13 protein-coding genes are annotated in these 15,921 nt (G+C 36.2%); 2 read left to right on the top strand and 11 right to left on the bottom strand.

Translation table 11 applies throughout. From position 1 onward, the window contains the following. The first annotated feature begins 60 nt into the window (after nt 1–60). The gene (locus GMB29_RS01495) at nt 61–972 is read left to right on the top strand and encodes an AraC family transcriptional regulator (RefSeq protein WP_136358394.1); all 912 of its coding nucleotides are present in this window, start codon (nt 61–63) and stop codon (nt 970–972) included. Between the two features lie 436 nt (nt 973–1,408). On the opposite strand, the gene GMB29_RS01490 is transcribed toward GMB29_RS01495, so the two are convergent. Further along, complete coding sequence (locus GMB29_RS01490) at nt 1,409–1,804, bottom strand: hypothetical protein (protein WP_136358392.1); 396 nt, start codon at nt 1,802–1,804, stop codon at nt 1,409–1,411. A gap of 615 nt (nt 1,805–2,419) precedes the next feature. Here GMB29_RS01490 and GMB29_RS01485 point away from each other — a divergent pair. Then, nucleotides 2,420–2,911 (top strand): hypothetical protein, encoded by a 492-nt coding sequence (locus tag GMB29_RS01485; RefSeq protein ID WP_136358390.1) that lies wholly within the window; start codon nt 2,420–2,422, stop codon nt 2,909–2,911. A gap of 619 nt (nt 2,912–3,530) precedes the next feature. Here GMB29_RS01485 and GMB29_RS01480 read toward each other — a convergent pair. The 10 genes from GMB29_RS01480 to GMB29_RS01435 form a co-directional block, all read right to left on the bottom strand. Next, nucleotides 3,531–5,132: a phosphodiester glycosidase family protein gene (locus GMB29_RS01480; RefSeq protein WP_136358388.1), complete on the bottom strand. Its 1,602-nt coding sequence runs from the start codon at nt 5,130–5,132 to the stop codon at nt 3,531–3,533. 875 nt (nt 5,133–6,007) lie between these two features. Further along, the gene (locus tag GMB29_RS01475) at nt 6,008–6,673 is read right to left on the bottom strand and encodes a GntR family transcriptional regulator (protein WP_136358386.1); all 666 of its coding nucleotides are present in this window, start codon (nt 6,671–6,673) and stop codon (nt 6,008–6,010) included. 216 nt (nt 6,674–6,889) lie between these two features. Then, complete coding sequence (locus GMB29_RS01470) at nt 6,890–7,639, bottom strand: tyrosine-protein phosphatase (protein ID WP_136358384.1); 750 nt, start codon at nt 7,637–7,639, stop codon at nt 6,890–6,892. Nucleotides 7,640–7,656: 17 nt separating this feature from the next. Further along, nucleotides 7,657–8,451, bottom strand: a complete 795-nt coding sequence (locus GMB29_RS01465) for a PhnE/PtxC family ABC transporter permease (RefSeq protein ID WP_136358382.1) — start codon at nt 8,449–8,451, stop codon at nt 7,657–7,659. Between the two features lie 25 nt (nt 8,452–8,476). Further along, nucleotides 8,477–9,274, bottom strand: coding sequence for a phosphonate ABC transporter, permease protein PhnE (phnE, locus tag GMB29_RS01460; RefSeq protein ID WP_136358380.1), 798 nt, complete (start codon nt 9,272–9,274; stop codon nt 8,477–8,479). Further along, nucleotides 9,267–10,085 (bottom strand): phosphonate ABC transporter ATP-binding protein, encoded by an 819-nt coding sequence (gene phnC / locus GMB29_RS01455; RefSeq protein WP_136358378.1) that lies wholly within the window; start codon nt 10,083–10,085, stop codon nt 9,267–9,269. Before phnC ends, phnE begins: the two co-directional genes overlap by 8 nt. Then, the gene (locus tag GMB29_RS01450) at nt 10,082–11,017 is read right to left on the bottom strand and encodes a phosphate/phosphite/phosphonate ABC transporter substrate-binding protein (protein ID WP_136358376.1); all 936 of its coding nucleotides are present in this window, start codon (nt 11,015–11,017) and stop codon (nt 10,082–10,084) included. The genes phnC and GMB29_RS01450 overlap by 4 nt, the downstream gene beginning before the upstream one ends. Before the next feature lie 783 nt (nt 11,018–11,800). After that, on the bottom strand, nt 11,801–12,799 hold the full coding sequence (locus GMB29_RS01445; protein ID WP_136358374.1) for a carbohydrate kinase family protein: 999 nt from the start codon (nt 12,797–12,799) through the stop codon (nt 11,801–11,803). 89 nt (nt 12,800–12,888) lie between these two features. After that, on the bottom strand, nt 12,889–14,283 hold the full coding sequence (locus GMB29_RS01440) for an MFS transporter (protein WP_136358372.1): 1,395 nt from the start codon (nt 14,281–14,283) through the stop codon (nt 12,889–12,891). Nucleotides 14,284–14,777: 494 nt separating this feature from the next. Then, nucleotides 14,778–15,839, bottom strand: a complete 1,062-nt coding sequence (locus tag GMB29_RS01435) for an NAD(P)-dependent alcohol dehydrogenase (RefSeq protein ID WP_136358370.1) — start codon at nt 15,837–15,839, stop codon at nt 14,778–14,780. Nucleotides 15,840–15,921 lie beyond the last annotated feature (82 nt).

Below are 15,921 nucleotides of genomic sequence, written 5' to 3'. Positions count from 1 at the left end.
AAAAATGACACTTATTGCTATAAAGATTGTAAATCTTGCTGTATGAGAGAGGATACCATGATGAATCAGTCTGTTTTTATTCCAGCAAAAAATCAAGACTTTGAAATTTATTCCTTTATCAAAAATAATGAATCCTATGAATGGCTTAAGAAACATAACCAATCTGCAGAGAGATTTTACCAAACAGATCCATTATTCCGTTTACACAGTCACGATGTTATGGAGGTTCTTGTATTTTTAGGCGGGGATTGTGAATTTTTTTGTGAAGGAAAGACATATGCCTTAAGGAGAGGAGATGTTGTAGTGATTCCTCCTTATGCTGTTCATAAGGCTACTGTAAAGGATTTCGATAACTATGAGCGCATAGTTTTAACTGTTAGTCCGCATTTAATGTCAGACTTTGAATCTAGTTCACCATCTTTGAAAGAGAATATTATTTATCAAAAGACACAAGGCTCTTATGTGTTAAATTTGAATGCAAAAAACTTTCAGAATATCATTTCTTTCCTTTCTGAAATAACGAATAGAACAAATAGCGGAGAAAACTTTTCATTTACATTGCATTACCTATTATTTCAAGTGCTTCAAATCATCTTCAATCCTGCAAGCAGTATGCCAAATCTTAATAACAAAGATGAACTGGACCCAAGGCTAGTATCTATACTAGAATACATTGAATCACATTTGACAGATCCGGATTTAAGTTTAGACAAAGTATCCAGTTATTTCCATTTAAATAAATATTATTTTTCTCATTATTTTAAAAAGAACATGGATCTGCCCTTTTACCGTTACGTATCATTAAAACGTCTAGCTTTTGCTGTAACGATGATTAAACAAAATCAGATGTCCATAGAGAATATTGCCTTACAATGCGGGTTTCCTGATTATTCGAGTTTTTACAGACTCTTCAAAAAGGAATACAATCTTTCTCCTAAAAATATACAAAAAGAATACAAAAATAAATTTTAAGATGTATGTAGTACTTCACTCATTCAGATATTCGTTCCTTGTTAGTTATTAGAATAGAGTTAACTATTTCATGGATGTTTTGGCTTAAATGCCTTACATCATGCGGCCTATTCATCATGATATATAATAGAGGAAAATAGATTTAAAGAATCATTTAATATTATAGGTATATATTCTTTCACTTAAAATATTTCAAAATAGTATGAGCGTTTTTTAAGATCATTGGGTAGGTGTTTTCCTACCCTTTTATAACACATTAAATGTTATTAACTTTACTAATTATTTTGCAGTTATTCTTCTAGATAAAATTTTAAATAAACATCTTTTTTATGAACAAAAGAAAAGGTATAAATCACTTTTTTTAAGCAATTATACCTTTTAACATTTATGACATTTCAGTGTTCACTGATTATTAGATACACAAACCTTTTTCTTATTAATAGCAAGTAAACGATTGAATTTGTCGTAAGTCTATTCCGAAATAAACCCATCTAAATCCAGTCCAACGATACCCTGCGACAGAGTCTCTACCTACAAATGTTGGATAAAACCAAAATGATTCAAAACCTCTCAGCCACACATACGTGTATCTAAATAAACATCCTCTAATACCTCCTGGGTCAACTGCATATGCTTCTACTTGTTGTTGAGGAACAAATGATGGCGGTGGTGAAGTTGGTGGTCCTGCAGTTGAACCTTGACCAGGTGGTGCAAACGGAGGTGGAAACCCACCAAATTGTCTTTCATCAGGGATTGCATGGTAATAATTCTCAGCTTGGAATGGAGTTGAATACAAATAAGCTTCATGACTATATGGATAGTTATAATACATAAAATGAACTCCTTTACTTTCTTAATCTCACATCATCATATTCCTTAGTCATTTACCTATCAACTTGTACTCTCAGAAATGTGTGTATACCTATAAAATAGTTATTTTTGTAAAACTCCTTGCAGACCTCACTAAATTGTTAGCCCCTTTGATGGTTTTATTAACAATTCACATTTTTTCACTTTTCAATCCCCTTAGCATTGCTATACAGATCATTTTCCTAACCTTTATGGTGTCATATAGGTATTGACCTGCATATGGTACACAAAGTAATTCACAAATGTTTATCTAACACAGCTTTACTATGAAATGGTAAATTAGATCAAACCGTTAAAGGCGAAATTCTTGCTGTAGCTGCTTTAAATCCCGTTGTTAAAAATAAAAAAAGAAAAATCTGCGTTATGATTTACTTTTTTTAACTTATTATTGGTATTTCTAGTTCGGATACATTAGGATATGCCGAAAACCTTTTAACATGGAAAGGAACTCAAACTATATCCGCAAGTTGGGCAGCATCGATAATTGGAACAAAGTTAAGCAGCCCTACTAATGTTGAAATACACGCTTGTTATATTGTTCAATGCATTATCTTTTCAAAAGAATGGAGGTATGCGTATGATTAATTTTTATTCTTTTCATGGGACGGTCACTATGATAAGTGATTTTATTACAGGGCAAAATGGCGAAGGAGAAGACTGTTATAAATTAATATCAGTAGAAAATGGAATGGGAGCATTAGTAAACTTCGTGGTGTCACCCACAACTTACTTTGTAGACCATGTAATGGTAGCAGTAGGAGATCGAATAACTGGATATTATGATGGTAATGCACCTGTACCTCTTATTTACCCCCCACAATATCAAGCACTTGTCATGGCAAAAGATAACACATATCAAAATGTAAAAGTAGATTATTTTAATAGTCAGCTGGAGAGTAGTGATGGACGATTACGAATAAATATATCTCCATATACTCAAATAGTATTAACAAATGGGCAATCCTTTTCAAAAACCCCCGCTAACCGTGATCTAATTGTTATTTATGGACCTGCCACAAAAAGTATCCCTGCCCAAACTACACCATATAGAATAATCGTTTTGTGTTAGAGGTTATTATAAAAAATGCCTGTTTGGCATAATAGTTTGTATTTAAAAACACAAAAAACACTAAGTGATTAGAAAAGATACTAAAGGCCATAAAAAACCGACAAATGAATGTATTTAACGGTTTTTCTTTAATCATTTTTATATAGTTTTTCCAATGGGCCCCCAATTGCAAAATATAATTCCAGTGTCTCGTTAACAATCCTCGTTTTGCCGCCGTTGTTAAGGTCTGCAGCTTTTTCTAGTTTTTTAAATTTTTTTAGACCAGCACACAGTCCAATTCATCGATCATGCAGATGATATAGGGCAAAGGTTTATGAATCAGTTTGTTGACCTCATCCATATGAGAAACCTCGTTTTTTTTTCCATTAATTCATACCTTCTATTCACTAACTGGAGATACAGTTTGGTATGAAGCGATCCAAGAAGTAATAGATACACATAAACCAGAAATGATTGTGGAAATGCTATCATTTTACCCAAGAAAATCAAAAAAGCTGTCCAAAAAGTTGTTATTCAGCAACTTTTTGAGTCAGCCTTCTTTGTATAGGTTATTCTTCAAAAGCTCAATCAAATACGAATCAAAGGATTAAGGTCTATTTCCATATCACATTCTAATCTATTATTCTATTAACAATATTGCGTCGGCAATTGGCCGTTCACCTGCTGCATCAGAGGGTCTTGTTACTAAATCATTACCAACGGTCATACTAGTTGATCCTCCACCATCAAGGTTAATGGCATCCACTGCTCCTAATGACTTCATCACTTTAGCACTTTCTTCAAAATTAGCACCAACACTCCATCCTGGAGCACGTCCGTCGATTGTTACAAATAATAGGTTGCCATTTTCCTTAATTCCTGCAAGAGTTCTTGGATTACGTCGTTCCCCAAATCGGTAGTAGAACCCTGGATCTTCCTCCCAGTGAAATCCTTCCTCCACTGCATTAATAGCGATTTTACCGTTTTCCAATAAACGAGGGCCACCATTTAAGATGCTGGTTGTTTGCTCTAGTTCTAATGGCTTTCCATCAGCAATGATGTCACTATTAACCTGGATCTTCATTCCCTGTTGAGCATGATCGTGAAGCCACTCTGCTGCTTCTCCCGTTCCCGCAAGAACAGAACCACTATTTGGAATTTCGCCTCCAAGTTGGTTGCGAATTTCAACTACCTCACCAGAATCATTTAATACTACTTCCACCCCTTGACCGGGTTCCGTCTTCTCACCAAATACGGAAGTATATTGGATCAGTTCACTCTCGTCTGTGCAAGTATAATCATGCTTCGGTAATTCTGTCGTTGTGTCTCCACCAACACCACCACAATTGCGGATCAATCCTGGCTTTCGGTTTAATCCATCAACTTCCCGAACAGCACCGTCAGAAGATGCCGCTTGAATAGAAGTAGAGACCGAAGCGATTTCTGCATCTTCTCCAGTTGAAGATAGAATCAGAGCTGAACGGCCATTAATCGCTTCACTCACAAGTTGTCCATTATTAGCAAATATACCTGCAAGATCTCCAGATGTTCCATCCTTTTCACCCACAACAAAGTATCCTGCATTAATTCCAGCAATGGCCTCATTCCTTTCAGCCATTTGGGTTAAAGTTTCTTTACCTGTCACAATGTCATTCCCTAATTCAGGCATTACTTTTCCTTTAAATGTATCGGGATTGACTTCTAAAACATTTATAACCCATGGTCCTGTAGTTTGGTCTCCGTCTTCACCGGTATACACCACTCGATGGCCCGTATACCCTTTTTCAGATAAGGTTTGTTGAAATGCTTTAGCGTCAGCTTCTAGCTCAAAATGACCAACACGGACAATAAATCCTAGCGGGTCTTTTTCTTGATCATCCATCGCCCGATTCGGTTCTCGAATGATATGGTTCTTAAAACCATCCTTCTCTAATTTTTCCGACAATCCTTTTGCTTGCTCATGTGTTGCTACAAATGCCACATCGATTGTAAAAAAATCTTTAGGCGATGTTTCACTGCGATTGATTCTTGTATAAGTTACTCCAGGGGCTAGACTTACAGATATTCTTTCCTCTTGTAAATTAGGTGTTCCCAATGGAAGAGAATTGTTCTTCATTTGTACCTGGGATTGAGCTTTCGACTCCGCTTGAACTAAAGTTTCTGGAATGGTATGTATCAACAACACAGATGCTATACTGATAGAGGCAATGGGTAAAATCGCTTTTTTCCATACATTCTTCATTTTTCCAACTCCTTCAACATTTTTTGCTTATCATTAAGTATTACTATCATTCTATAAAAACAAGTTGAAGGAAATATAAAATATAATTACAAGAGTGTGAATAATTAACAAATTTATCGTAAAGTAGGACAAGGGGACAATTTCACTTTGTTTCCACAAAATTCATACTATGATTATCTCTGAAGTGTTCTTAAATCTTCTGTCATCCAAAAAATCTTGATATACAAATTTTAACAACTTAAAAACCACTCCCTAAATTTTATAGAAAGTGGTTATTGCTATTGATATAAATCATTTACATGACTAGTTCTCAAAATGGGAGAAAAATAGAGTTAGATGTTTGGCTTAAAAGCCTTACATCATTTTGCCCATAGATTGGGGGTTTTACACGAGAACATATTACAATCTAACCTTAATTAAACCACATAATGAAACATTTGGTCCTCACTAGAATGTTCACTCAAAAATATATAATAATATCGATATCGGCACCCAGGGTGTTTTTCTTCTATTAAACTGATCGTTAGTAGCTAGAAGCTATTGAGCTTATTACACAAACGCCCTTTAATTGAAAATGACTTTAAGTTAATTCCTTTTAACGCTAAAAAAAATCAACTAATATCTCATAGCTATCAGTTCTATACTCTTCACCTTTAAACACTATATATATCGGTAAATTTTCAATATCTAAAACTGGGAAATCATCTTGAGCTTTTTTGAGGCTCGATGAATTATAAATCATATCAAATACATTTTCCTTAACTCCGTCATTGGTAAGATCCAAACCATCTAATTCATCACCAACAACTAATATATAGTTGATTCATTCAGATAGGATATACGTCTCTATCAACTATTTTTGTGTCAAAAAAGTTTTAAAATGGTGAGGACATAATGATTCTTTCTCGGGTTTTTAAGAATGTTTCTTTACAAATCTGCTTAATGCTGGAGTATTTCTGCAAACAAATTGCGTCATAAATTATCTTATTTAATTGATTTGCTGAATAATGCTTTTGGTTTGGGGTTAATTTCCAATTAACCATAGCCATTCGTATAAATTTATCTTTCAACGAATCCATGAATTCTAGCATGACTTTATTGTTTGCAGATGAAATCATACATTGAGTAAAAAGAATATGGTATTGAATATACTTATAATAGTCATCATTCTTTTCTGCTTCAAGTTGCAGCTCTAAATACATTTTTAATTTCTCAAGATCAAAGCAAAGCCCTCTTGCCTCTACTTCATCTACAGTAAATTCTTGCAAAAATAAGATTACTTGCGAAATGTCTAGCAATTCTTTCATAGAAATCTCTTTCACGAAAATTCCACGATTTTTAATAGAGGAGACAAATCCCTCTGACTCTAAACGGGAGATTGCGCCTCTAATAGGGGTGCGGCTCATATTTAGTTCTTTTGCTAATACATTTTCTGATAAAAGCATTCCTGGCATATAATTTGCAGTAATTAAATTTTCACGGATTTTCGTATAAGCTATGTCAACAAGAGAGTGTTGGGTCATTTTTACAATTCCTTTCAACAGACATACACAGTAATTCTAAATTACCCTACAATTATCCGCAAGGTTATTTTCCCTTCCATCGGATGCTAAGCGGAAGTAAAACCAATCTAGTATATTATATAATAATTTGTCTATGATAAGTTAGATTGTGATTATTATTGTTTGTGATTTCCAACATTGAGAGAACGAAAAAAGAAGTGCTTTAACACTTCTTCTTCTAACTTATAAACGTCTCTATGATGCAACAGTTTCACCTAAACCTATAAACCGTCCCTTCACTCGATCAATCACATCCTGCCCCACACCTTTTGCCATCAAAAATTGATCGACACTTTGATATGTATGAAGAATATACTTATAGGCTCTTAGGATGTAGTCTCGATTTGAATACATGTACTCATTTGGAATATTTCCATACGGATTTTCGATCTGTTGAATAGACTCCAAGTTCGTGTAGGTTACTTCATAATTTGAGACAATATCCTTCTTTTCTACTCCTGCTAAGCCTAACAGCAGCATGGCTAAGATCCCTGTTCGATCTTTTCCGGCCGCGCAATGAAAGACGATGCAGCCTTCTTCAGCCTGATCAATCGCATCAAAAATTCTCTTCACCTGATCGTTTTTTTGCTCCAGCAAATCAATATAGAAATCTCCCATGGAAACTTCATATGAAGATAGAGTAATATCTGAAACCCGTTCGGTAATAAACGGGATATTATGATATTCGCAAAAATCTTCTTCAGCAAGTGGATTTTTATGAGTTTCGATTTCATCTTCTCCTCGCAAATCAATGACGGTTCTCACCCCGTACTCTTTTAAAAAGACGATATCCTCTCGAGTAAGCTTACTCATGTCACTTGATCTTAAAAAAGAGTGCCACGTTGTTTGTTGCCCATATTCGGTACTGTACCCACCTAACTCTCGACAGTTTTCTAGACTATTAATCGGCAAGCGTACCCAATTTAATTTTGCATTTTTCATCATCTTAGTATCCTCCTAAATCAACTGTTCCCAAATTTAATCTTATTTTTAATCCTCGTCATCACCAGTTCAAGCACAACCATAAGTAAACAAATCATAATGACAATCGTCGTTGTTTGTGCATAATTATACGTATTAATCGCTTGTGTCAATAAAAGACCAATCCCACCGACCCCAATGATTCCTAAACCGATAGATTCAGAAACATTGGTTTCAAAGCAAACGGTAATCCAAGCAACAAAAGCGGTAATACAAAGCGGAATCAATCCGTGATAAACAACTTTGAACCAAGAAGCCCCTGTTGACTTCATCGCTTCAATAATCTCGCCGCCCGTCTCTTCAATACTCCCTGTAAAAGTTTTGGTCAGAAAGCCAACAGCAGAGATCAAAATTGCAATAAAGCCTGACACATTGCCAAACCCAAGACTCGCAATCACCATTAGCCCCCATACCAATGAAGGTACGGAGCGAATGATGGCAAAAAAACCTTTTATAAAAATCGCTAAATATCGATTCGGTGCAATATTTGATGCTGCTAAAAAACTTAAAAACATGGCTAAAAAAACAGCCACGACCAATGTTAACAAAGCCAATGCTAAACTGGTCACAATATTTAAAAGAGCATCAGGAACAATTGAAAAATCGACAGCCATCATTCGACTTAAGACGTCGGGAACATTTTCTAACCGTTCATAAAATTTTTGCATATCTAAGTTGATAAGCTTCACAGCTGCAATAAACACCGCACCCAATATAAGAACAAGAAGAATCGACTTGCCAACACTTCCTTTTGAAGTGACTCGAATGTGCTCCATTATGTCTTCAATCTCCTTACTTTAATTAAACGAAACGTTTACGAATCGAATTGGTTACTAACTCTGTTAATAAAATAATCATGACAACGACCGCAATAATCGTAATCGCTTCTCCGTATTTAAATAAATTAATATTTGTATCAATTAAGACGCCAATCCCGCCGGCTCCAACAAGACCTAAAACAGCAGATGCACGGACATTAATTTCGAAAGCAAATAACGTCCAATTAATCCAAGCTGGAACAAACTGCGGGATGACTCCATGAAACAAGATTTGAAAATAAGAAGAACCATTCGCCCGTAACGCTTCAAGCTTGTCTCCAGAAATTTCATCGATCGATTCTGCGTAACTTTTACTTAAAAATCCGATTGTTACAAGAATCAACGCCAAAACGCCAACAATCCCGCCTATTCCGAAAATATAAACCAATAAGGCTCCCCAAATAATAAAAGGGATATTTCGTAATATTGATACAAAACCGCGGGTAATCACCCTCAATGTTTTAAATTTATTCGTATTTTCCGAGATTAAAATCCCGAAAATAAATGCAAAAATCGTAGAAATGTAGGTTGAGATAACCGCATAACCGAGTGTATCGACCACCGCTGGAATATATTGTTGAAAATTATCTGCGTTTGGCGGAAAGAACTTTTCAAAGAAAAACATAACAAAGCTTGGTAAACCCATGAGCATCTCTATAAAGGAAATCTCTAAATAAAAACCGGAAAAAATCAACACGGCAAAGATGGCTGCCACAACTGCATAGATTTTTTTAGAATCTCTATGATCGAGCGGGATCTTTTGAATTGTTTTATTATTCATCGTTTTGTCCCACCGCCAATTGCATTGACTGTGTTCCACTTACACCTTGTAGCGTCATTTGCGATTCTTTTCCCTCATAGATATCCCGAATCATGTCATCCGTTAATCGTGAGGGAGCGCCATCAAACACAATCGTCCCTTTTTTAATCCCAATAATTCGTGTGGCATACTTTTTGGCGTAGTCCACTTGATGGAGATTCACAATACAGGTTAATTTCTTTTCTTTAGAAATTGTATGAAGCTGTTGCATCACAATATTGGCAGAAAGCGGATCCAGCGACGCGATCGGCTCGTCCGCAAGCAGTAGCTTTGGTCTCTGCAATATCGCTCGACAAATTCCAACCCGCTGCATTTGCCCTCCAGAAAGCTCATCGGCTCGTTTATAAATTTGGTCTTGAAGACCCACTTTTTTAAGAAGTTCAACGGCTTCTTTCTTATCTTCAAAACGATAGAGCCCAAGCAAACTCTTGTATAAAGGAATGTTGCTTAATTGGCCATGGAGAACATTTTTAATTACATTCGTTCTACCAACTAAGTTATAATGCTGGAAAATCATCCCGATTTTGGACCTTTCTTTTCGCAGTTTCCTCCCACTAAGTTTCTCCAGATGCTGCCCATCAAATATAATATCCCCTTCGGACGGATCCACAAGGCGATTGATACATCGGATAAAGGTGGACTTTCCAGCACCAGAAGGACCGATGACAACAATAAATTCACCTGGGTAGATATCTAAAGAAATTCCATTCAACGCACGTGTATCTTTACCATAGACCTTAACTAAATTTTTTATTGTTAATAATGGATTCATTTTGCTTCTTCCTCTAACGCATTTATAGCATCTAACATTTCAATCGTAGGATCATAATAATCTTGTTCAGTCGCTACAAAACGTGCCTTTGGATCATTATGGACGGCCTCAAAATATTTCTCATCTTCAAATGATACAAACGCATCCCTTAAGGCCTTTTTAAAATCTTCAGGTAAATCCTCACGAACAATATAAGAAGCATCAGGAATATCATCTGTACGTCCAATTGTTTTGAATTCATCTTCCTTAATGGTTCCTGCCTCAATCATACTATCCAGCTGCCCTTGAGCTACTGCCGCTGCGTCAAAGTCACCCATCTTTACTCCCATGACACTATTTGGGTGGGATTCGGAAAAGGTCACATTTTCAAAAAAGTAGCCAGACTGCTCGACCAAATCTGGATCTAGGTTAAACTCTTGAACCAGGGTTCCCTTTGGATAAAGATAACCTGAAGAAGAAGCGGCATTTACAAACGCAAAGTTCTTTCCTTTTAAATCCTCCATCTTGTTGATTTCTTCATTATCTTTTTTTGTAATAAAAGCAGTATAATATTCAAGACCCTCTACTTGAGGAGTAACTAACAATTCCGCACCTGCAAGTTTATCTGCTTGGTAATAGCTCATTGGACTAGCGAGCATAATATCTAAATTCCCACTTGCTAATGCTTCAATACCAACAGCGTAACTGCCGCCTTCAAACTCTTTCACCTCAATTCCTAATTCCTCAGAAAGGTGATCTCTCAAGGATGTATGCATAGAAGCTGCATTTGGATTGTTTTCATTTGGCATTTGAACCAATGTCAGTTCTTCCGGCCATCCCTTGTTTTCTGTACCTTCGGAAGCTGAAGATGTTGAACTCGCTTGATTCCCACACGCTGCCAAAGTGGATACAAGTCCTACTGTTAGGAAGAATTTTGATAATTTTTTCATCATTTTGTTTGTCTCCTTCTTAGAGTTAATTTAACAATCATTAAATGGACACTTAATTCGAAATTTCTAGACCCTAAAAACTCTGAAACTTAAAACTTTAAACCATTGATTACCCTACTAAGTTCCTTCTTACCTATGTAAAAATTGAGATTGGATTCTCTCTCACCTCTCGTGGTATTCAACTTGTATTCAACTAACAATATACAGATGGATTGTTAATTTAATATTTTCCTGGCGTAAAGATTAAGTTAATAATTGTAAAGTAAATATAGGGATTCTGATAATGCTTTTTTAATCGGGGAAAGATAAAAAGGGACTGTACCTTTTCTATTCAACATATCTAAGGGGTTCAAAACGGATTTGGAAATATCACCTTAATTGATAAAGCGAGTGAAAAGTTAAAAGAAACAAAAGTTGAAACGAACGACCAGACCGTCCCAACCTTATCTATGGGTACAAATGCTCGATACTTCGCTTCAAACTTTTTTCGAAATTCAATGAAAAAAGAAGCTTCCCACAAGTTTTCACAACTCATGAGAAGCCTCCGTTAAAATCCTCAATGTTAGCATTCCACTTACAAACCCAGTCATATCAAGGGTTTGAGGCACTTATTAATCATACCGCCTATTTATCATGGCATTTAATAGAGATAATAGTTTAATAAAATCATTGATATTAGGTCTTTATCTTTCACTTAAAATATTTTAAAACAGAAGAAAAAAAGTCTATGAACAAAATTTGAGCAATTTTTATTATAGAGATAAATAAAATTTTGTTTAATCTCTGTTAAATTTCTACATACTTTTGAAACAAAGATCTTTCTATCTCTTGAATAGAAGGCAGTGCTTCAATCGCTCCTATTTTTGTACAAACGAGAGCGCCAACCTTATTCGCAAAAGTCACAATTTCACGTAGCTGCTCAAAATCGTTATTAATAGATTTAATATGATCAGTGTTCGCTAATCTGAATAAAGTTGCCCCGACAAAAGCGTCTCCTGCGCCTGTAGAATCAATTGATGTAACAGGAATGCTTTTTACAATTTCATTTCTCTTACCATTAGACAGCAGTGTTCCTCTTTTACCTAGCGTAACCGCTATAATCTTGGCTCCAATTGTATGAAGGATATTAACACCTTCTTCATAATCTTTAGTACCTGTGATTATCTCCAGCTCGTCATCACTTACCTTAACAAAATCACTTAAAGCTATCGCCTTTTTTGCGAATGTAACAAATTCATTGACTCTTCCCTTCCATAAATCGCCGCGATAGTTAGGATCAAAAGATATAAATTGACCCAAATCCCTAGCATTGGACATAAGCTTTAAATAGGTTGTACAAAATGGATCAGATAACATAGCTGTTGCCGAACCAAAATGGAGAATTTTCGCATCACTTATTTTATCTTGATCTATATCCTCCATTGTTAACAGAGCATCTGCTCCCCTTTGGAAGACAAAGTCTCGCTCTCCATTTTTCTTTAATGAAACAAAGGCCAGCGTTGTTGCTGCTTTCTTATCCATGACAAGCATGGATGTATCAACATTTACAGTGTTCAATGTTTGTTTTAAAAAATAACCAAACGGATCCTTTCCTACTTTTCCGCTAAACGCTGCGTCTCCACCTAATTTTGCTATCGCAGCTGATACATTGGCCGGTGCACCGCCAGCACTTTTTAAAAATTGACGTCCCTCTATTAAATCAACGTCAACTTCAGTACAAAAGAAATCAATTAATAACTCTCCAACACATACAACTGAAAGATTTTTACTTCTATAATTTTGCACGTATATCACACTCTTTTACTTATTCTAAATTTATGTTAGTCCAAGAAAGATTTACATCTCTGTTGATTATTGAATAACGATATTCACTCCTAGTTAGACCTTTGCTCCAACTCTGAAATCATCTTTTTATATACTTTTTCAGTTAAAGAATAGAAGCAGATGATTATGATGGAAAGTAAAATAAAAAGTCCTGGTATCAATGCATTCATATTTTTAATAGCGTTTAGTGAAGTTACTGTTTGATCTGCATTAGGAATATATCCTGCTATCCCTAAATAAATTGCAGAGAACGACCCAGCAAGTGCAACTCCTAATTTATTCGTAAAACTCATACTTGAAATAACAACTCCATCTGCTCGAACTCCAGTTTTCCATTCAGCATAATCGACACAATCTGCAATCATGCCCCAAGCAAGCGTATTCAATGGAGTCGTAAAGAATCCTGAAGCAAACAACCAAATTAAAATGAAGGTGATCGAAGAATAGGGAGTAAAATGCAGCCCGATGTACGAAATAAGAGATATAGCGGCCGATATAATCATGACATTCTTTCTACCCCATTTTTCAGAAAATACAGGTATAAATAAGTTACTAATTAACGCTGCACCAAAAAATAAAACAGTTCCAAAGAACACTAATTCCTTTTGATCGACATTGTACATAAAGTAGTACACCATTGTACTGAGTTTAATATTAAACCCAATGGCAAACGCCAAAAATGATGAAGCAAGGATTAACAAAGGCTTGTTTTTAAACAAAACAGATAAAGTCATTTTCAACCCATGCTTTTCGCTCTTTTTCGGGACAATTCGCTCTCGTACTGTAAAAAAGCTAAAAAGGTTTAAAACGATACTGACAATCGCGTAGACTAAAGCCGTCATCTGAAATCCAAATGCTTGGTTCTCACCACCTAAAGCTGTAGCAAGTGGTGTTGCACATGCAATGGAAAGAAGGATCCCAATATAAACCAATATCATACGTGTTGTCGTTAGTACCGTTCTTTCTTGGACATCATTTGTAATCCGCCCGGTTAAGCTGTTAACTGGAATCGTTTGCATACTAAAGGACATGCCGAGTAAAATATAGGTAATGTACGCATAGATAATGTTTCCAGTTGGTCCAAAGTAAGGAGTCGTAAAACACAAGAAAGTGAATAATGCAAAAGGAAGTGAGACCCATAATAAATATGGTCTTGCTTTTCCCCACCTCGTGTTGGTTTTATCTAAAATAACTCCCATAATTGGGTCAAATATCGCATCTAAAACTCGTACGACTAGAAACAAAGTTGCGATCACCGCGGGATGAATCCCACCCACGTCCGTATAATAAAATAGAAGATACGCGTTAACAAATTGGAATACAATATTATAGGACATATCCCCTATTCCGTATCCAATTCGTTCTAGCCAGGACAAACCCGCACTAGAGTTAGATTTCTCGTTGTATTTAGACTTTACTACCGGTAATTGTTCTGTTTCGATCATCATTTATACCTCCAGAATCCGTTTTCATTATTCATTTCATTGGAAGTATTCAAGTCGATAAGATGGATATGCCAAACCAATCTCTCAATCCCTCTTCCTATAAAGTGAGACTGCCATCAGTGGAGGTTTTCTTCATCCCCCACTGATGGTAAGCGAAACTTATCACGCTTAGTACGCCACTTTATGTCTCGCCTGATCTTTTGACGTCCTGTCCTTCGTCGGATCTTTACGGGCAGGTATCTCCCACTATCTTCTTTTGTTTCTCTCGAATCTTGAAGTGAAAGTCTTACTACCCGTTAACAATGGGGTAAAAAGTAACGCCTTGGTTTTTGAACCTTAATCAACGTTCCTCTTCACTTACAATCTTTTAAAGATAGAACTGGAAACGGATTAACCATAATCATTAAATCCGCTCCAGGAGAATTAGACTTATTACTAATTAAAAGGCTAGGCACTTTAGCCTAAGTGTCGGAAATATTCATCATTAGCACAGGTTAATCATTTGGATAGACGATAATTTTTAAGCATTCATTTTTAAAATTAAGTGCTCGTTCCATCGCTTCACGTGTATCTGCTAATGAATAGCGATCTGTTATAAGGTGCTTAGTGTCAACGATACCGTTAGCGAGGAATTGAATCCCTTTTGGATACGTGTTTGCATATCTGAAAATGCCATAAATATCAATTTCATTGTCAGCGATAAATGGGACATTAAGCAGTATTTCATTTTGCGAAGGTAAACCGACAATCGCAAGTTTTCCACCACGGCGCACAGAAGCTAGTGCAGATTGCAGCGCTGCTGGATTTCCAGCTGTTTCCCAAGCAACGTCAACTCCTCTGCCATTTGTAATACAAGAGATTTCATGGAGAGCGTCTTGTTCACGGATATTGATCACATGAGTTGCACCCATTTTTTTTGCGGCATCAAGTCGTAACGGCTCCAAGTCAGTCACGATGATGGTGCCTGCCCCAAATGCTTTGGCAGCAGCAACAGCCATTAACCCAACCGGACCCATTCCCATAATCGCAATCGTTGATCCAGGTTGGAGATTTGTTCTATTCGCTGCATGAATACCAACAGAAAAAGGTTCAATTAAGGCAGCATCTTCAAAGGACAGCGAATCTGGAATCGAAAAGACAAAGTCTTGGCGCATTTTGATATATTGGACAAACGCACCGTCTACCGGTGGTGTTGCCAAAAACTGTACATCTGGACAAAGATTATAACGGCCTTCTTTACACGCTTCGCAATGTCCACAAGTTACACCTGGTTCGACCGCCACGCGATCACCAACTTTAAATTGATTTACAGACGATCCAACAGCAGCAATCACACCTGAGCACTCATGACCGAGGATAAATGGCTTTTCCACAATGTATTTGCCAATTCTGCCATGGGTATAATAATGTAAATCTGAACCACAAATTCCAACGGCCATGACTTTAATCAAAACTTCATCATGGTTGATTCCGGGTACAGGCAATGTTTCAATGCTAATTTCTCCCGTGCTGTGCATAACAGCTGCTTTCATGTTTTTCGGTACTGTGTTTTTCATCGACAATTTCCTTTCTTTCATCAAACTTGTCTATACATGTCTAAAATCATTTTGATAACTTCATCTTTTTTTCACAAAATAC

Origin of the sequence: Metabacillus sediminilitoris (assembly GCF_009720625.1) — a bacterium.
GTDB lineage: Bacteria > Bacillota > Bacilli > Bacillales > Bacillaceae > Metabacillus > Metabacillus sediminilitoris.
This window is presented reverse-complemented; position numbering and strand designations above follow the sequence as displayed.